This window comes from Solidesulfovibrio aerotolerans (genome assembly GCF_009856865.1).
GTDB lineage: Bacteria > Desulfobacterota > Desulfovibrionia > Desulfovibrionales > Desulfovibrionaceae > Solidesulfovibrio > Solidesulfovibrio aerotolerans.
The window spans coordinates 18554-34397 of sequence record NZ_WVUD01000040.1; the positions used below are offsets into that span (position 1 = coordinate 18554).

Consider the following 15844-nt stretch of genomic DNA (forward strand, 5'->3'; position numbering starts at 1 on the left):
CTCCTGTCAGCGCGCGGCCAACCACAACTGGCGCAACCCTTCGAGCAAAAGCTCCGGGCGCACGTCGCGGATGACCGGACAGATGGGGGCAAGTTTCTCGGCGAAACCGCCCGTGGCCAAGACATGGACCTCGCCGCCGAGATGGGCCTTTAATCGGGCGGTGACACCCGCGACCATGTCGGCAAAGCCGAAAACAAAGCCCTGGTTGATGCAGTCGGTGGTGGAACGGCCGATGGACAGCGCTCCGTCGCCCGGGTCCAGGGCCACATGGGGCAGCTTGGCCGTCTTGCTGACCAGCCCCGACAGCGAGGTCATCATCCCCGGGCAGATAAGCCCGCCGAGAAAGGCGTCGTCCTGCACGCAGTCGAAGTTGGTGGCGGTGCCGAAATCCACCACGATGACCGAGGTGGCCGACACGGCCCGGCGGCCGGCAAAGGCCGTGACCAGCCGGTCCGCTCCGACTTCGTGGGGCCGGCCGTAGCGGTTTTTCAGCGGTATGGGGATATCGGTGGGCACAAAACGCAGCCGCACGCCCAGATAGCGGGACACGGCCTGCTCGATGACGGGATTGAGCGGCGGCACCACGCTGGAGGCCACGGCCGCCTCAATGTCCGTGGTGCGGCAGCCGTGAAAGGGCAGGGCCGTGACCAGGGCCAGCCCCAGGCTGTCCGGTGTGGCCGCGCGATCCGTGGGCAGGGCAAACGAGGCGAGCAGGCCGTGCCGCTCGGCCAGACCGAATTTGATATTCGTGTTGCCGATATCGATGAGAAGCGCTGGCATGGTGTCAGGGCGTGCTGGCCCGGGCGGTCCCCAGGCGGGTTACAAATGTTTCCACAGTAGGCAGGATGCGGGTGACGATTGCGGCCACGCCTTGGGCCGTGGGGTGCAGGCCGTCGGGCAGGGTCATGCCCGGGACGCCGGTGACGCCGTCGAGAAACGACGGGTCGAGGGGCGCGTCGTATTTTTGGGCCAGACCGGTATAGACGGCCGCAAGTTCCTCGGCGTAGGCCCGGCCGTAGTTGCGCATGGCCCGGATGCCGCACAAAAGAACCGGGATGCCGGCCTTTTGGAGTCGCCCCATGATGGCGTCGAGGTTGGCCTGGATGCTGCTCGGGTCCATGCCGCGCAGCATGTCGTTGGCCCCCAGTTCCAGGATGACGCCGTCCGGGGCGGTGGCCAGCACGCCATCCAGCCGGGCCAGCCCGCCGGCGGTGGTGTCGCCGGAGATGCCGAAATTGCGTATTTCCACGGCTTGGCCTTTGGCGGCCAGGGCGCGGGCCAACTGGGCCGGGAAGGCGTCGCCGGCCGGCAGGCCATAGCCGGCCGTCAGGCTGTCGCCCAGGGCCGCCAGTCGCAGGGCCAGGGCCGATTGCGGCATAAAAAGAACTCCCGTCATGAGCACAGCGGCCAGGACCAGCCGGCAGAGATTGGGGCTGGTTTGTCTTTTCCGGCCAAGTTGGTATCCTGGCCGGGATGGGTCGGCGCACGAGGTGCGCGGGATGGGTGTAATGGATACGTGCATGATTTCGTTGTCCGATGTGCGGCTGACGTTACAAAGCCAGGCCGGCGGGGTCAACATCCTGCGTGGGGTGGATTTGACCGCTGGTGCCGGCGAGAGCCTCGCGATCATGGGCCCGTCCGGGGCCGGCAAGACCACGCTGCTCATGCTCATGGCCGGCCTGCTGGCCCCGAGTTCGGGCACGGTGACCGTGGCCGGGCAGGATCTGGCAGCCCTTGACGAAGACGGGCTGGCCGTCTTTCGCCGCGACAATGTGGGTATCGTTTTTCAGGCCTTTCATCTCGTGCCGGCCATGACCGCCCTGGAAAACGCCGCCCTGCCCCTGGAATTCGCCGGCCGGGCCGATGCCTTTACCCGGGCCGCCGAGGCCCTGGACGCCGTGGGGCTGTCCGGGCGGGCGCAGCATTTTCCGGCCCAACTTTCCGGCGGCGAGCAGCAGCGCGTGGCCCTGGCCCGGGCTTTGGCCCCGCGCCCGAGGCTTCTTTTGGCCGACGAACCCACCGGCAACCTTGACGGCGAGACCGGGGAGCGGGTCATGGAACTGCTGTTTTCCCTGTCTGCCGGCATGACGTTGGTGCTGGTCACCCACGACGCTGCCCTGGCGGCGCGCTGCGGCCGGGTGGTTGGCATCCGCGACGGCCGGGTGGACAGGGACGGTCCGCCCCGGCCATGACGCGGCTTTTTTTCGCGCCGCGCGGGCGTCGTCCCCTGGAGCGGCTGGTGCGGGGGGCGCTTGTGGTCGGCGTGTTCGCCTTGGCCATCGCAGCCTATCAGCAAAATTTCCAGTCTGTTATCACCCGTATAGAGGCCCGGGGAACCGTGGCCGACCCTGGCGGCGTTTTGACCGAGGCCGACCGGCAGTGGCTGCTGGCGCAGGCGGGGTATCTGCGCGCCCGGTTCGGGCTGGATCTGGCCGTGCGTCTGGGCGGCGATGCCAGGACTGCCGCCGGGCCTGATCCTGACGATGCGAAAAAAGTGTTTGTGTATTGTGACCCTGGCTGCCAGGCCAGCCGGGTGGCCGTGCCGCCGCTGGTCGCTGCGGGCCTGCCGCCGGGCTTTGCCGCCGATCTTGGCCGGGAGCATCTGGACGCTGCCTGCCGGCAGGGGCGAACGCGGGAAGGCCTGCTGGCCACTGTTGGACTGCTTATTGACGCCCTGGCCCACGCGGCCGACCGGGCCAAAGGAGAGGATACGTGACCGAGGAAACGACGACGCCGCCGCGAAAGACTGTGATGATCCACACCGACGGGGCCTGCCTGGGCAATCCCGGCCCCGGTGGCTACGGCGCGGTGCTCGACTGCGACGGCGAACGCCGGGAGATTTCCGGCGGACGAAAGCTCACCACCAACAACCGCATGGAACTGCTGGCCTGCATCGAGGCCCTGGAACTGCTGACCGACCCGTGCGACGTGTCGCTGGTGACGGATTCACGCTATGTCCACGACGCCATCGAAAAGCGCTGGCTGGCCTCGTGGATCAAGAAGGGCTGGGTCAATTCCGAGCGCAAGCCCGTTAAAAACCAGGATCTCTGGCGGCGCATGATTCCGCTGCTCTCCCGCCACAAAATCAAGTTCAACTGGGTGCGCGGCCACACCGGCCACCCGGAAAACGAACGCTGCGACGTGCTTGCCCGCAACGCGGCCAATACGCGGGGATTGCCGGTGGACGAAGGGTATCCGGGATAGGAAGAGAAGACCTGGGGGAAACGCTTTTAAAAAGCGTTTCCCCCAGACCCCCTTCGAAATGACGGGGGGAATGGACGGGCTGGCGGGGGATGCCGGTTACAAGCGGTCGCGGCGTCGCAATGTCCCCGGCTGTGTGATCGCGGTGGGACAGCCGACCCACCCCTTTGCAGCAGATTACGCCTTGGGGTAGCCCACACACTGGGCCATGATCACCCGCTGGTTGGCCGGCAACCCCATGGCCTTGGACAGGGCCGGGATGTCGATGCTGGCCCGCACCACCGTGCCAAGACCCATGACGGCGCAATAGAGATAGACGTTCTGGCTGATATACCCGGTGTCGGCCCAGGCCAGATTGGACTTTTCTTCCTCGGTCTTGCCCGCGACCTTGCCCATATCCGCCACATAGACCAGATCAAGGGGAGCGGTGGGGACGTAGCTCTGGGTGCCTGTCAGCGCCCGGATGTCCGCGTCACCCTTGGGCACAAGGGCGTGCTCTTTGGCGTCGTAGACGAAAAAACCGTCCTTTTTGGCCACCCAGACGTCGATTTCCTGTTTATTGACCGCGCTTGGCGCGGTGCGCTTGCCGGTTTCCTTGCGGTTGATGCCGCAGGCGGCCCAGAGCAGTCCCGAAAGCACCTCTCCCGGCACGTCCTTTTCCGCGTAGCTGCGTATCGATTGCCTGGCCCGAAGGGCTTCTTCCAGGGTCTTGCCGCCCGGCAGGGACGGCGGCGGCAGGATTTCGCTTTTCTGCGCGAAGGCCGCTTTATTGCCGACGAGTCCCAGGCCGACGCACAGCGCCCCGGCCGAACGTATAAAGGTTCTTCTGTCCACAGGGTACTCCTTGTAAGGCCTGGCCGGCCTCTTCCGAGGCAGGGTAGAAGTCCTGCGGGAGGAAGTCCAGCCGCGCAGGAGGGGAGCGCCGTCCGGGCCATTTGGATTGCAACGCGGCCATGTTTGGCAATCCCTGTGGGACACCGGGGGCATTGCAGTGAATGGCGTCCGCTCTCTAGCCACCCATGGTCACGTTGTGGCCCAGCAGCCGTTCTTCCATATTAAACGATTCAGCCGCCGGATAGCGGCTGGCCAGTTCTTGCAGGTCGTTTAAATAGCGGTGGGCATGGCTGAGATAAAAAGACAGGGCCGGGGCGAATTTGCGTCCCACCAGTCCCTCGATAAACAACCGGCTGATTTCCCGTTCCCGCAAAAGCACGTACTGCGACAACAAAAACATCCGTCGCTCTTCCTGGGACATGGTGCGGATGGCCCGGGCCAACACCGTGCGCGCCCGGGGCTGGTACATCCAGAAATAGAGAAAATCCAAGGCATTGACGATGACGATTTTGTCCAGGTCGCCCTTTTGGGTGCCGATGGAGGCTATAAACGTTTTGGGCGTTTCCAGGAGTTTGGCCACGTCCTCGTTGGGGTAGAGTAATTCCAAGAGGGCATAGGTGTCATAGAGTTGCTTGAATTTTTCGCGGTAATCCCGCAGCCGCATGCGCACATACTTGGCCCGGTCGGCCAACCCTTCAATGACGGCGGCCACGCAGTCTGAGGCGAACTTGGAAACAATGGCGGCAAACGGTTCCAGGGTCGGCCCCGGATCGGGCACCCCGCCAAGGGCCAGGAGCCAGCTCAGCCCTTGGTTCAGGCCAAAGGCCAGGGGAATGGACAGGACCGAGCGGAACAGGTTGCCAACGGCGGCCGATTTGGGCAGCCCGCGCACCAGATTGTGGCTGGCCAGATACAGGCCGTTGGCCACGGCCATGCAGGCGAAAAGGACCAGGGGCCGGCTGGAGGTGGTGATGCCGAACTGTTGGGCCAGCACAAGCTGGCGCACCACGATGTCTAAAAGCGGCACGGAAAATCCGGTGTAGAGCAGCGAATCGGCCAGCCGGTCAAAGCTGACGTAGGCCTTCCAGGTGAGCAGCGGCGAGCGGCGCAGACCGCCGCAGCCGAGCACGGCCTGGATGACGTTGCGCACCCCGGTGATGCCAAACCAGATAAACGGCCCCAGCCAGGCCAGCACCCACCAGGAATTGATGCTGGCAAAGGAGGCGGCGGCCACGGCAAAGCCCAAGCCGATTTTCAGCGCGTTTTTTAGCGTTGTGCTCAAATGCCGCCCGGACAGGCGCAAGGGCCGACGCTGCGCCTCGGCCCGGCCCAGGAACCGCTGGCTGGCCTTTTGCTGGATGCCGCCCAGGGTGTGGATATTGGCGGTGGCCGGCGTGGCCTTGAAAAAGCGCTGGGCGATCCAGTCAAAGCGGGTGCGGTAGCCGGCCAGACGCAAGCCGGGCAGGCCGCGCAGGAAGCGATAGCAGCGGGCTGTGGCGGCGCTTGGAAAATCATCGGGCAGGGCGCTTAACCGGGGGGTGGCGGCAACGCCCACCGGGATGGCCCGGCGCAGGCTGGAGTCGGGCTGTTTTCCCCGCCGGGCCAGCCGTTTGCGCGCCCGGGGCGGCAGGGTGTCGGCCACCACCAGCCCCATGCCGTGGCAGCGGGTGGACTGGCCGGTGGAGTCCGTGCCGATGCGGGCGGTGATCGGGCTTTGCCGGTAGGCCCCGGCCAGGGCGGCCACCTCCTGGCGCAGCTCGCGCAGTTGCCCGGCCAGGGCCGCGTTGCCGGCGGCTTCGACGCTGTCGGCGGTGCGGGTGAGCAGGCGCTTGAGCGCCACCACATTGCCGGCGTTTAAGATGGAAACCAGTTCCAGCGCCTCGCCGCCGTCGCTGCCCCCGGTCTCGAACACACGCAGGTTAAAGGCGTCGCAGTCGGTGATGCGCCCCCGGCAGGCAAAAAGCGTCAGCAAGACATCGGGCAGAGGCATCTCGGCCGTGCACAGGGCCAGACTGTTGTTGTAATGCAGCTCGGCAATGCGGCCCGTCAGTTCGCCCGGGGTGATGGTCAGGCGTTCGGGCGGCGTTTCGCCCGGGGCGGTTGCTTCCGGGGCCAGGATGTCGGGATTGGCGGCCGGGGAAAGATAGGCGTCGAGCAGGGCTTCCACATCGAGGCTGTCGCGTTCGGCCAGATAGGCGCAGGCCTTGCCCGGTGCGGTCTGGTCCAGGGTTTGGGCGGCCTGGGCGTTTAAAAGCGGCAGCAGGCAGTCGTGGATGTAGCGGGCCAGATGCAGGACACTGGCCTGGCCCGAGCCGACAAAGGCCAGAAATTCTTCGTGGTCCAAAGGCTCCAAGGCCAGGTTGAACTGTTCCCGGATGGTGTGGCGGTGGCGGGCGTTAAAAGCTTCCAGCAGGGCCAGGACATAGCGTTGCTGGCGAAGGGTGAGCTCAAAGCCTTCCCGCATGAAGTCGCGCACGCCGGGTTTTTTCAGGAAAGCGGTAAAATCCTCGGGCCGGGCAAAGCCGCGCGGCGTCCAGACGATCTTCAGGTGCCCCTCGCCGTGGCGGGCCAGGCATTCGATGCCCAGATCCACGCTCATGTCCATGATGGCGGCCGCTTCCAGGAGTTCGGCAGCGGTTTCCGGGCGCACGAAGTGGTAGTGGATGACGGTCAGCCGGCGGATGCCCTTGATCCAGGCGTCCATGATGAGATGGGTGGGCGATTTGCGGCCCTTGGTGTTGGCGTCGTGGACGTGGTCGTCAAAGGCGAGCTGGTTCCATGCCTCGGGCATTTCCAGGAGATGGTATTCGGCCAGGAGCCGGCGCACCACCCGGGGACGTCCGGAGACGGCGCTGCGGAAATCATGGGCCAGTTCCAGTTGGCGGCGGGGGGTGTCCCGGGAGCGCACCAGTTCCTTCATGGTTTGCAGCAGCACCCGGGCGGTGTTTTTTTCCAGGCCCGATTCCGCCGCAGCCATGACTTCGTCGCGCAGCGACCGCAGGGCCGCCAGCCGGTCGCCGGCCATGCCGGCTTCCAGCGATCCCAGCAGATGGATGACGGCGTAGGCGATGCGTAGTCCCTTGGGGGCCGCCATTTCCTTGATGCCGTGGGGATGGAGATAGGGGGCGAGCAGCCGCTTGAAACCCGAGGAACGCTGCCGGGCCAGGACGTCGTTGACGATGCGCAGCAGCTCGTAATCGCCGGCGTCGAAACACAGGCGTGACAGGAAGGTGCGCGGGACGCCATCGAGGGCATGGGAGCCGGCGTTGGTGTCGGGCAGCGGTGGCATGGCCGGGTCGGAAGTAGGTATTTGGCTCATAATATTATCTTATTTTAAGCTAGTAACACTAGCTGGCAGGCCCTGTTCCGTCAAGCGCTTCCCGGAAAAGGCCGGGGAAGACGCAACATGGGTCGTCCTTTCCAAACATATTTGAAAAGTTTGCTTTGGGAGCCGTGTTTGGTCATACTCCTCCCCATGGCGGGGATTTGGGCCGCCAGCAATTCGGGAGGCGTAATGACGAAGAGCAAGGTGCCGGCAGCGGCTTGGGAAGTGGTTCGGGACGGTGCCGGGCGCATCCGGGAATTGGAGGCCGCGGCCTCCAGGGTGCTCCATGAAAACGGCGATGCCCCCGGCCATCGCAAGCTGATGACCGAAAAGTGTCTGGTGCTTGAAGCCTTGCCCGAGGCCGTCGAGGAGGCCCTGGCCGGCGATGAGAGCGCCGGTGCGGCCGCGCTGCTGGCCGGACTTGAAGACTTCGCCCGCCGGGCCGGCATGGCCCTGCAACTGGAAAGCATTTTTTTTATGGGCGCGCTGCTCTATCCTGACGACTACGAGGCCGGCGACCCAAACGACCTGGAGCGGTTCCTTGAGCGCTTCGCCGCAGCCTGACGCCATGCTGGTCGCAACCCCCCTGGTCATCAACGGCATGCGGGTGAAAAACCGCTTTGTGCGTTCGGCCACGGGCGAAGGCATGGCCGACCCCGATGGCTCGCCGTCCATGCGCCTGGAAGCCTGTCTCAAGGCCCTGGCCGTGGGCGGGGTGGGGCTGGTGGTTTCCAGCCACGCCTTTGTGGAAAAGCGCGGCCAGGCCAGGGCCGGCCAGCTCGGCGTCCACACGCAGGACATGGAAGCCGGCATCGCCCGTCTGGCCCGGGCCGTGCACGCCTACGGCGGCCGGTTCGTGGTCCAGTTGGCCCATGCCGGCTGCCGGGCCGATCCGGCCGTGACCGGCGAGCCGGCGCTGGGACCCTCGCTGCCGCAAGACCCGGCCGCGCCGCCGTGCCAGGCCATGGCAGCCGAGGATCTGGCCCGCCTGGAAGCCGCCTTTGGCACGGCGGCGGCCCTGTGCCGCGACGCCGGGGCCGATGGCGTGCAGATCCATGCCGCCCACGGCTACGGTCTCAGCCAATTCCTCTCCCCGCACATCAATCAGCGCACCGGGGCCTACGGCGGCTCCCTGGCCAACCGGGCGCGGCTGCTCCTGGAAGTGCTCGGGGCCATCCGGGGCCGCATCGGCCGGGACTTTCCGGTGCTGGCCAAGATCAACAGCGAAGATTTCGTCCCAGGCGGTTTGACCGCTGCCGAGAGCGTGCAGGTCATTTCCTGGCTGGAAACGGCGGGGCTGGACGGGGTGGAGATTTCCGGCGGCGTGTTCGAGTCGGGCAAGCTTACTTTTTCCCGGGCCGGGCGCATCGCCATTCCCGAGGGCGAGGCCTGGTTTCGGGACACGGCCCGGGCCGTCAAGGCGGCCGGCGTCACCATGCCCGTCATTTTGGTCGGCGGCATCCGCAGCCTGGGCACGGCTGAAGATCTCGTCAGTTCGGGCGACGCCGATCTGGTGGCCATGTCCCGGCCGTTTATCCGCGAACCCGGGCTTGTTGCCCGCTGGCTTTCCGGCGACCACGCCCCGGCCGCCTGCACCAATGACAATCTGTGCTTCGCTCCGGCGCGCACCGGCGAAGGGGTCTACTGCGTCACCGAAAGACGGCTGGCCGACCGCGACCAGACAGCCTAGCCGCAAATGCACAAGGAAAAAGCATGACCCACGATACTGCCACCCCTGCGGCTGGGCCGCGTCCCGTCGGCGAGCCGGAAGCGCTCCTGGCCCGGCAGGTCGTTGAGGCCGTGCGCCAGATTGCCGTGCATTACGGCCTGTGGCTGGCTGAAGCGGCCCATCAGTTCGGGCCGCAGGCGGCCGTGGCGCTTGAGGCCAAAGCCGGCGACGCCTTTGTGCCGCTGCTGGCGCGGCGTATCGAACGGGCGCTTGATCTGCCGGGAGACGTGCCATCGCTTTTGGCCGGGCTTGGGGAGGAGCGGCTGCAAAAACTGCTGACCGCGCTTTCGGTGTCCTGGCTGGCGGCGGACGGGGTGTGGTTTCGGGCTGTGGAGGACGCGCGCGGCATGCACGACGCCAAGCGGGTCAACGACAGTTGCTGGTCGCGGCTGGGCTATTACGAGGCGGTGCGGGCCAGGGAATTGCTGGGACTGCCTGCGGGCGGGGGGGTGGCAGCGTTGCGCCAAGCCTTGGCCGCACGGCTTGTGGCCAACATCAATACCATGGATTTTTATGAGGAGACGCCGGATTCCCTGATGCTGCGCATGGTGGAGTGCCGGGTGCAGTCGGCCCGGACCCGGCAGGGTTTGGCACCGTATCCCTGCCTGTCGGGCGGCACGGTGGAATATGTCGCCTTTGCCGCCGGCATCGACCCGGCCATCACCGTGACGTGTGTGAGTTGCCCGCCGGAGACCACGCGCCTGGATTGCGCCTGCGCCTGGCGGTTTACCGTCCCCGCGTCGGCCTGAGCCTTATTCTTTATTGATGCCGAGCTTGCGCAGCCGGGAGTCAAACGTCGAGCGGTTGACTCCGGCGGCCTTGGCGGCCTTGGTCACGTTCCACTTGAATTTCTCCAGCAAAGCCAAAGCGTAGGCGTGTTCCAGCGTCTCCCAGGTGTAGGCGGTCAGGTCTGGGATGCCGGCTGTTTGGGCCAAGGCACCCGGCCCCGGCGGCGGCGGGGGGCACGCGGCCGGGGCGGCCTCGCCCGGGGGGCTTGGCGGCGGGATGTCCTCGGCCTCGATGACGGCGTCCGGCACCGTGGCCAGCAGGAAGCGCACCAGATTTTCCATCTCGCGCACGTTGCCCTTAAAGGGCCGCTGGAGAAGGGCGCGCCGGGCTTTGGGCGAAAACGCCTTGTGCGGCAGCCCCAGCCGGGCGGTATCGCGGGCCAGGAAATAGTCGAGCAGTTCCGGGAGGTCTTCCAGGCGCTCGCGCAGGGCCGGGAGTTTGAGCGGCAAGACGTTTAAGCGGTAGAACAGATCTTCGCGAAAGCTCCCCTCGGCAATGGCCCGGGCCAGATCGCAGTTGGTGGCCGAAATGACGCGCACGTCCACGCGCCGGGTCTCTGTGCCGCCCAAGGGCTTGATCTCGTTTTCCTGGAGCACGCGCAGGATGCGGGCTTGCAGGGCCAGCGGCATGTCGCCGATCTCGTCAAGAAAGACCGTGCCGCCGCCGGCTGCTTCAAATAAGCCGATCTTATCGCGCTCGGCTCCGGTAAACGCCCCTTTTTTATAGCCGAACAGTTCCGATTCCAGCAGCGTGTCGGGAATGGCCGAAACGTTTTGCACTAAAAATGGTTTGTCCTTGCGAGGGCTTAACCGGTGAATTTCCCGGGCGAAAAGCTCCTTGCCGGTGCCGGATTCGCCGGTAATGAGCACCGGAAAATCGGTGCGGGCGTAATTGGCCGCCGCATCCAGCGCGGTTTGAAAGGCCGGGCTGCGGCCAACCAGCGGCGTTTCGCCGCGAAATTCGCCTATGATGCGCTTAAGCTTTTGCGTCTCTTTTTTCTGGTCGGCAAAGGCCAGGGCATTGCCCAGGGCAATGGAGCCGATGGCCACGAATTCTTCGAGCAGCTCCAGATATTCCTTGGACAGATTGAGGCGGCTGCCGCCGTGGGCCGTGTCGATGATTTCCACCGCGCCGTACACGTCGCCGTCCTTGAGCACCAGCGGATAGCAGAGAATGAGCGTGGACTTGACGTCCATGCCCGTCTCGGCCTCCTTGAAATGGCGTTTGTCCTTGCCGGGTTCGGCAATGGTCATGGTGCCGTTTTCGATGACCCAGCCGACGATGCTCGGCTTGCCTTTGGGCACCAAAAAGCCCACCAGCCGGTCGGCCTCGTCGCCGGTGGCCTCGATGCACTGGTAGCCGTCGGGGCGCTTGATCCACAGGGAACCGCGCTCCACGTTCTGAAATTCGACCAGGGCTTCGAGAAAGCGGCGCTGGAGCTTGTCGGTGTCAAGAACCTCGAACAGGGTCTTGGGGAAATCGGAAATGCTTGGCGACATGGCGTGATCCCGGAGATTTTGCCGGACCATGACGCAAAAGCGGTTTCGGGGCAAGGCTTGGGACCGGGCAGCGGCCCGACCCGGGAGGGCCGGGCAACGGTCCGCCCCGGGAAGGAGCGGACCGTTGCCCGGCAGCGGGGCAGGGTATCAGTGCGTGGCCCGGGAGCGTTCGCGGATGCGCCAGAAATCCTCGGGGACTTCCAGATAGAGATCATTTTCGGGCAGTGGGATGACGCACACGAGCTTGCCCGTGGCTTCCACCCAGTACATGTGGCCGGACAGGCCGAGCATGACGTCGTCGAAACTGACGCCTGTCTGGCTGGCCACTTCGTGCATGGCCCGGCGCATGGTATCTATGGCCCCGGAACCGAATTCCACTTCGAAGACAGAGACATGGTGGAGAACGAGGCCTTCGTCACTGAGTTCCGGCGGTACAGTTGTTCGCAGCGTCAGAGCCGTTTCCATGGCGACCTCCTCGATGTGATTTCCCTCGCCGTCAGAGGCGAGGACGCTATCTGCTACTATAAGCAATAGTCGTGCAAAGTACACCGCAAGTGTGGAGAATCCGCAACAGTTTTATTAATAATATGATTTTATTGGTATAAATGCGTGACTGTCCAGGGTCGGGAAAATCCGGTCCGGGGCCGAGCGTCAGATTGCTGCAAAAATGGCGGGTGTGAGCGACACTATTGTCGCGCCGTGGCCTGAATGCCGGGCGTTCAGACTGTGCGGGCGGCAGCGGCCAAGGCCAGATCGGTGTAGGCCGTGGCGCATTCGACGCACAGGCCAAGTCCGGCGGCATAGGCCCGGATGACCGGCAGGGCGGTCTTGGCGGCCTGTTCGGTGGCGGCCAGGTGCTCGATTTCCACGAAGGTTCGCGGATCAAAGTCCACCGTGACCATGGTGACGTCCAGCCCCAACCCGGCGGCAGTGTCATGAAACCGGCGGCAGCGTTTGGCCAGCGCCACCCGCGGCACATAGCCCAGAGCGGCAAGGATGGCGGCCATGGCCTCGGGATCGGCCACGGCGGTCTCGAATTCTTCCTTGGAGGCGGTTTGGGCGTCAAAGGGCGGGGCTTTGGCCGTCAGCCACGTTTCGTTGCCGCTGCGCCGCAGCCGCAGTTCCCGGCCCGAAGCGGTCAGCGCGCCATCCGGGGTGTCGTAGTAAACGTCGCGGCAGGCCGCGTCCGGGAGCGGGTGTCCTTGGGGCGCAAAATCCGGCCCGGCCACAAACTTGATTTCGGCTTCAAACACCGGGCGCGCCTTGCCCGGGATTGCGTCCCTTCGTGGATTGGTTCATGCTGTCGGGCTGTTACGCCGCTTTGGCGGCAACGGCAAGACGACATCCCGGAGGCGTGCATGCGCGACGACGCCCGGGCCGCCTGGGGCATGGCGGCCACGGCCTTTCTGTGGAGCACCGGCGGGCTGGCCATCAAACTCGTGCCGCTGTCCCCCATGGCCGTGGCCGGTTGGCGCAGCCTGCTTTCCGCTGTGACGCTGCTGGTGCTTTTCCGGGCGCGCCTGGATTTTCGCCCGACACCGGCCCGACTGGGTGCGGCAGCGGCCTATGCGGGCCTGCTCATCACCAACGTGGCCGCGACCAAATTGACCACGGCCGCCAATGCCATTTTGCTGGCCTATACCGCTCCGGTCTATGTGGCCCTGTTGGCCCCGCTGGTGCTCGGCGAGAAGACGCGGCGGGCGGATTGGCTGTTTATCCTGGCCACGCTTGGCGGCATGGGGCTTTTTTTTGTGGACAAGCTCTCGGCCAACGGGCTGTGGGGCAATCTTTTGGCCGTAGGCAGCGGGTGTTGTTATGCGGCCTTTACCTTGTGCATGCGGGCTGGTCGCGAGGATTCGCCGGTATCGGCGGTCATTGCCGGGCACGGGCTCACCGTCGTGGCCGCGTTGCCGTTTCTGGCCGGCCAAGTGCCGGACAGCGCCCTGGCCGTGGTCGGCCTGGGCTATCTCGGCATCGTGCAGCAGGGGCTGTCGCTGGCCCTATATGTGTGGTGTATCAAGCGGTTGCCGGCCCTGACGGCCATGCTGCTGCTGACCCTGGAGCCGATTGTCAATCCGCTGCTGGTGGCAGTGGGCTACGGCGAATTGCCGGGCACCTGGGCCATGGTCGGCGGGCTGGTGGTCGTGGCGGCGGTGACGCTGCGCGGGGTGCTCGGCCGGGGGTAGATCGTTTTTGCTTTGGACCGTTTTTGCAGTCCTTTTTCGCAGCCTGTGTTTCTCAACCCGTGTGATCCATTCCGAGGACAATATGTACTATGCGGCCCTTTGCGCCATTGCCAAGGACGAGGATTCTACAATTCGATACTGGGTTGACTATCATCTGCTGCTTGGGTTTGAGCATGTGACGATTTTTGACAACATGAGTGCGACACCGATCAGCGAGTTGTTGTCGGAGCACATTGGTTTGGGTCTGGTTGATGTTGTACGTTTCGATGTGGCGGAAAATCAGCAACTGTCAGCCTATTATGCTTATTTGCAGACATGCAAAGACCAGACGCGATGGGCGGCTTTTTTTGATATTGATGAGTATCTGGTGTTAAAAAACAAGGATGATGTGAAAGATTTTTTGATGGAGTATGAAGCGTTTTCCGGCGTCGGCGTCCATTGGGTCGTGTTTGGATCAAATGGGCATCTGAAAAGACCGGATTCAAACGCTCCTGCTTCTTACAGGCGATATCTCTATAAGGATAACGTGGTCAAGTCTATCGTCAAGCCAGGTGCTGTAACCTGTCCGAAATCGCCGCACCACTTTACGTTTCGAGATGGGCAGTACTGTGTCAATGAAGACAAACTCCCGATTCTCGGTCCGTTTTCCTATCATACGTCCAATTCTGTTCAGTTAAATCACTATTATTATCAGTCGCAGCAGGACTTTTGCCGTAAAATGGAACGCGGTTTTGCCACGCCTGTGATGGATCGTGCCAATTATTCGATGGATGAGTTCTACTGGCAGCACACGCAGGCTGATTACGAAGACGATGCCATTGAGCGGCATTTGAAAAAGCTGGTGTTGTTTGAAAAGCGTCCGGTCGCAGTATTGGCGCGAGTTGTTACGAAAGATTACTCGACGAGCTGTGAATCGTATATCGAAAAAATAGCCGGCCTTGTTATCCATTCAAAGCTTGAAGAAGCCCTTGCTCAGTTTGACAAAGCAGGCCGCTATTATGACGAATTGCGATTGGATCTTGTCGGGGTTATGCTCTATTCTCTCTTGAAACAGCACGAAAACGTTTTGTTTTTATTTCGAAAGATGCTCCTGAAATATGAGGCGTGTCCTTCAAGTCGGACGCTTATTTATAGTGAACTCTCAAAATATTATAAATCGACCGGCCAGACGGAACAGTCCTGGGCCATCGACCGGGAAGTGTCGCGCTGATCGCAGTGGTGGGGATTGTTTCGGGTGTGCTGCTTTGCCCAGGGCAAGCCGTCTGCTTGGGACGTCCGCATTGCAGCGGCGGGGATGGTTTCGGTTGCTGCTAAATGGTGTTGCTCCAATCGGCCATGGCCTGCTTTTTGGCCTCGGGAAAGCCCTCTCGCACGTGATCAAACAACCACCGCAGTGATTTTGTCCGCAGGCTGTTGCGGAAACCGTCTTCTGCTTCCTGAATGACGACCTTGATCAGGCAGGGGCATTTATCTGAAAAAACAGACGGATCCTCCACGAAGATGTTTTTCTTGCGGATCTCGGCGCATTGAAACAGATAGGCCGGCCCTTCGACAGCTTCGATGATATCCCAAAACGATATGTCCTCGGCGTTTCTCGCCAACGCATAGCCGCCTTTGACGCCGGGAATGGAGGTAACGATGTGCGCCCGGCCAAGTTTGGCAAAAATTTTTGAGAGATATGTTTCGGTAATTCCGTGCAACTCGGCAATACGCTTGATCCCGATGGTCTTTCCTTCAGGAATATCAACCATATAGAAAAGCGAGTGAAACGCGTATTCTACCCCGACACTGAATTGCACCCTGAACCTCCCGAGCCAACGGACGTATTCTTACCGCAATTGCGCGCGCCTGTCTTGACGGCCCCCACATTACGGACTAGATTTATCCAGGATATATTAAATCTGCAATTTAATCAACCTAAGGAGTCGCGCCATGTTCACGGAAAAGTTTAAAGAAGTGATCGGCAAAGAAGGGGTGGTGTCCATTGTCACGTGCGCGGATGGTGAGGCCCATGTAGTCAATACCTGGAATTCCTATCTGGTAACCCCGGACGAAAAGACCCTGCTCATCCCGGCCTGGAAAATGCGGCAGACCGAAGGAAAGGTAGCGCAAAACAACAAAGTGCTGTTGACGCTTGGCAGCAAGGAAGTCGAGGGGTGTTGATCAGCATGGAATATTGACCCCTCTTTGGATGAAATCAGCGTCCAAAGTTGACCCCCTCGGCAGCCCCCTTAGATGTCTTCGATCATCGGAGACGGGAGGGGCAGCGAGAGGAGATGCT

At 63.1% G+C, this 15844-nt stretch carries 17 protein-coding genes; 9 read left to right on the forward strand and 8 right to left on the reverse strand.

Annotation, left to right across the window (positions count from 1 at the left end; translation table 11 throughout):
- Positions 1 to 6 precede the first annotated feature (6 nt).
- Together GTA51_RS16485 and GTA51_RS16490 are read right to left on the reverse strand one after the other, a co-directional pair.
- Positions 7 to 780 carry a type III pantothenate kinase gene (locus tag GTA51_RS16485; protein ID WP_160962985.1) on the reverse strand — a complete coding sequence of 258 codons (774 nt, stop codon included), beginning with the start codon at positions 778 to 780 and terminating at the stop codon, positions 7 to 9.
- A 4-nt stretch (positions 781 to 784) separates the two neighbouring features.
- Positions 785 to 1378, reverse strand: coding sequence for an arylesterase (locus GTA51_RS16490; RefSeq protein ID WP_160962987.1), 594 nt, complete (start codon positions 1376 to 1378; stop codon positions 785 to 787).
- 142 nt (positions 1379 to 1520) lie between these two features.
- Between GTA51_RS16490 and GTA51_RS16495 the strand changes: the two genes are divergently transcribed.
- Genes GTA51_RS16495 through rnhA form a run of 3 tightly spaced genes read left to right on the forward strand, consistent with a single transcriptional unit; the run spans position 1521 to position 3204 of the window.
- Positions 1521 to 2192: an ABC transporter ATP-binding protein gene (locus tag GTA51_RS16495; protein ID WP_160962989.1), complete on the forward strand. Its 672-nt coding sequence runs from the start codon at positions 1521 to 1523 to the stop codon at positions 2190 to 2192.
- On the forward strand, positions 2189 to 2716 hold the full coding sequence (locus tag GTA51_RS16500) for a TPM domain-containing protein (protein ID WP_160962991.1): 528 nt from the start codon (positions 2189 to 2191) through the stop codon (positions 2714 to 2716). The genes GTA51_RS16495 and GTA51_RS16500 overlap by 4 nt, the downstream gene beginning before the upstream one ends.
- A 35-nt stretch (positions 2717 to 2751) precedes the next feature.
- Positions 2752 to 3204: a ribonuclease HI gene (gene rnhA, locus GTA51_RS16505; protein ID WP_211922630.1), complete on the forward strand. Its 453-nt coding sequence runs from the start codon at positions 2752 to 2754 to the stop codon at positions 3202 to 3204.
- A 174-nt stretch (positions 3205 to 3378) separates the two neighbouring features.
- On the opposite strand, the gene GTA51_RS16510 is transcribed toward rnhA, so the two are convergent.
- Both GTA51_RS16510 and GTA51_RS16515 read right to left on the reverse strand, forming a co-directional pair.
- On the reverse strand, positions 3379 to 4035 hold the full coding sequence (locus tag GTA51_RS16510; protein WP_160962995.1) for a nitroreductase family protein: 657 nt from the start codon (positions 4033 to 4035) through the stop codon (positions 3379 to 3381).
- Positions 4036 to 4210: 175 nt separating this feature from the next.
- On the reverse strand, positions 4211 to 7354 hold the full coding sequence (locus GTA51_RS16515) for a hypothetical protein (RefSeq protein ID WP_160962997.1): 3144 nt from the start codon (positions 7352 to 7354) through the stop codon (positions 4211 to 4213).
- 195 nt (positions 7355 to 7549) lie between these two features.
- Between GTA51_RS16515 and GTA51_RS16520 the strand changes: the two genes are divergently transcribed.
- The 3 genes from GTA51_RS16520 to GTA51_RS16530 are packed head-to-tail and all read left to right on the forward strand — an operon-like array spanning position 7550 to position 9838.
- Positions 7550 to 7924 (forward strand): hypothetical protein, encoded by a 375-nt coding sequence (locus tag GTA51_RS16520; RefSeq protein WP_160962999.1) that lies wholly within the window; start codon positions 7550 to 7552, stop codon positions 7922 to 7924.
- Positions 7902 to 9050 carry an NADH:flavin oxidoreductase gene (locus GTA51_RS16525; protein ID WP_246198187.1) on the forward strand — a complete coding sequence of 383 codons (1149 nt, stop codon included), beginning with the start codon at positions 7902 to 7904 and terminating at the stop codon, positions 9048 to 9050. Before GTA51_RS16520 ends, GTA51_RS16525 begins: the two co-directional genes overlap by 23 nt.
- Positions 9051 to 9073: 23 nt before the next feature.
- Positions 9074 to 9838 (forward strand): DUF6125 family protein, encoded by a 765-nt coding sequence (locus tag GTA51_RS16530; protein ID WP_160963001.1) that lies wholly within the window; start codon positions 9074 to 9076, stop codon positions 9836 to 9838.
- 3 nt (positions 9839 to 9841) lie between these two features.
- On the opposite strand, the gene GTA51_RS16535 is transcribed toward GTA51_RS16530, so the two are convergent.
- The 3 genes from GTA51_RS16535 to GTA51_RS16545 all read right to left on the reverse strand — a co-directional run bounded on the left by GTA51_RS16535 (position 9842) and on the right by GTA51_RS16545 (position 12630).
- Positions 9842 to 11377: a sigma-54-dependent Fis family transcriptional regulator gene (locus GTA51_RS16535; protein ID WP_160963003.1), complete on the reverse strand. Its 1536-nt coding sequence runs from the start codon at positions 11375 to 11377 to the stop codon at positions 9842 to 9844.
- Between the two features lie 147 nt (positions 11378 to 11524).
- Positions 11525 to 11842 (reverse strand): hypothetical protein, encoded by a 318-nt coding sequence (locus tag GTA51_RS16540; protein ID WP_160963005.1) that lies wholly within the window; start codon positions 11840 to 11842, stop codon positions 11525 to 11527.
- A gap of 254 nt (positions 11843 to 12096) precedes the next feature.
- Entirely contained in the window at positions 12097 to 12630 is a 534-nt protein-coding gene (locus GTA51_RS16545) for a CYTH domain-containing protein (RefSeq protein WP_160963007.1), read from the reverse strand.
- Positions 12631 to 12735: 105 nt separating this feature from the next.
- On the opposite strand from GTA51_RS16545, the gene GTA51_RS16550 reads away from it, so the two are divergent.
- Together GTA51_RS16550 and GTA51_RS16555 are read left to right on the forward strand one after the other, a co-directional pair.
- A complete protein-coding gene (locus tag GTA51_RS16550) occupies positions 12736 to 13563 on the forward strand; it encodes a DMT family transporter (RefSeq protein WP_160963009.1) in 828 nt (275 codons plus the stop codon).
- Positions 13564 to 13645: 82 nt separating this feature from the next.
- Positions 13646 to 14773, forward strand: a complete 1128-nt coding sequence (locus GTA51_RS16555; RefSeq protein ID WP_160963011.1) for a glycosyltransferase family 2 protein — start codon at positions 13646 to 13648, stop codon at positions 14771 to 14773.
- 100 nt (positions 14774 to 14873) lie between these two features.
- On the opposite strand, the gene GTA51_RS16560 is transcribed toward GTA51_RS16555, so the two are convergent.
- Positions 14874 to 15362: an Rrf2 family transcriptional regulator gene (locus tag GTA51_RS16560; RefSeq protein ID WP_160963013.1), complete on the reverse strand. Its 489-nt coding sequence runs from the start codon at positions 15360 to 15362 to the stop codon at positions 14874 to 14876.
- A 133-nt stretch (positions 15363 to 15495) separates the two neighbouring features.
- Here GTA51_RS16560 and GTA51_RS16565 point away from each other — a divergent pair, with 133 nt between their 5' ends.
- Positions 15496 to 15726 (forward strand): pyridoxamine 5'-phosphate oxidase family protein, encoded by a 231-nt coding sequence (locus tag GTA51_RS16565; RefSeq protein ID WP_160963015.1) that lies wholly within the window; start codon positions 15496 to 15498, stop codon positions 15724 to 15726.
- Positions 15727 to 15844 lie beyond the last annotated feature (118 nt).

What these genes read in the sequence shown, in the direction of transcription:
- GTA51_RS16535 (WP_160963003.1), bottom strand. Translation starts at nt 11,377, where the DNA reads ATGTCGCCAAGCATTTCCGATTTCCCCAAGACCCTGTTCGAGGTTCTT.
- GTA51_RS16490 (WP_160962987.1), bottom strand. Translation starts at nt 1,378, where the DNA reads ATGCCGCAATCGGCCCTGGCCCTGCGACTGGCGGCCCTGGGCGACAGC.
- GTA51_RS16550 (WP_160963009.1), top strand. Translation starts at nt 12,736, where the DNA reads ATGCGCGACGACGCCCGGGCCGCCTGGGGCATGGCGGCCACGGCCTTT.
- GTA51_RS16555 (WP_160963011.1), top strand. Translation starts at nt 13,646, where the DNA reads ATGTACTATGCGGCCCTTTGCGCCATTGCCAAGGACGAGGATTCTACA.
- GTA51_RS16485 (WP_160962985.1), bottom strand. Translation starts at nt 780, where the DNA reads ATGCCAGCGCTTCTCATCGATATCGGCAACACGAATATCAAATTCGGT.
- GTA51_RS16520 (WP_160962999.1), top strand. Translation starts at nt 7,550, where the DNA reads ATGACGAAGAGCAAGGTGCCGGCAGCGGCTTGGGAAGTGGTTCGGGAC.
- GTA51_RS16530 (WP_160963001.1), top strand. Translation starts at nt 9,074, where the DNA reads ATGACCCACGATACTGCCACCCCTGCGGCTGGGCCGCGTCCCGTCGGC.
- GTA51_RS16495 (WP_160962989.1), top strand. Translation starts at nt 1,521, where the DNA reads ATGATTTCGTTGTCCGATGTGCGGCTGACGTTACAAAGCCAGGCCGGC.
- GTA51_RS16500 (WP_160962991.1), top strand. Translation starts at nt 2,189, where the DNA reads ATGACGCGGCTTTTTTTCGCGCCGCGCGGGCGTCGTCCCCTGGAGCGG.
- rnhA (WP_211922630.1), top strand. Translation starts at nt 2,752, where the DNA reads ATGATCCACACCGACGGGGCCTGCCTGGGCAATCCCGGCCCCGGTGGC.
- GTA51_RS16565 (WP_160963015.1), top strand. Translation starts at nt 15,496, where the DNA reads ATGTTCACGGAAAAGTTTAAAGAAGTGATCGGCAAAGAAGGGGTGGTG.
- GTA51_RS16540 (WP_160963005.1), bottom strand. Translation starts at nt 11,842, where the DNA reads ATGGAAACGGCTCTGACGCTGCGAACAACTGTACCGCCGGAACTCAGT.
- GTA51_RS16515 (WP_160962997.1), bottom strand. Translation starts at nt 7,354, where the DNA reads ATGAGCCAAATACCTACTTCCGACCCGGCCATGCCACCGCTGCCCGAC.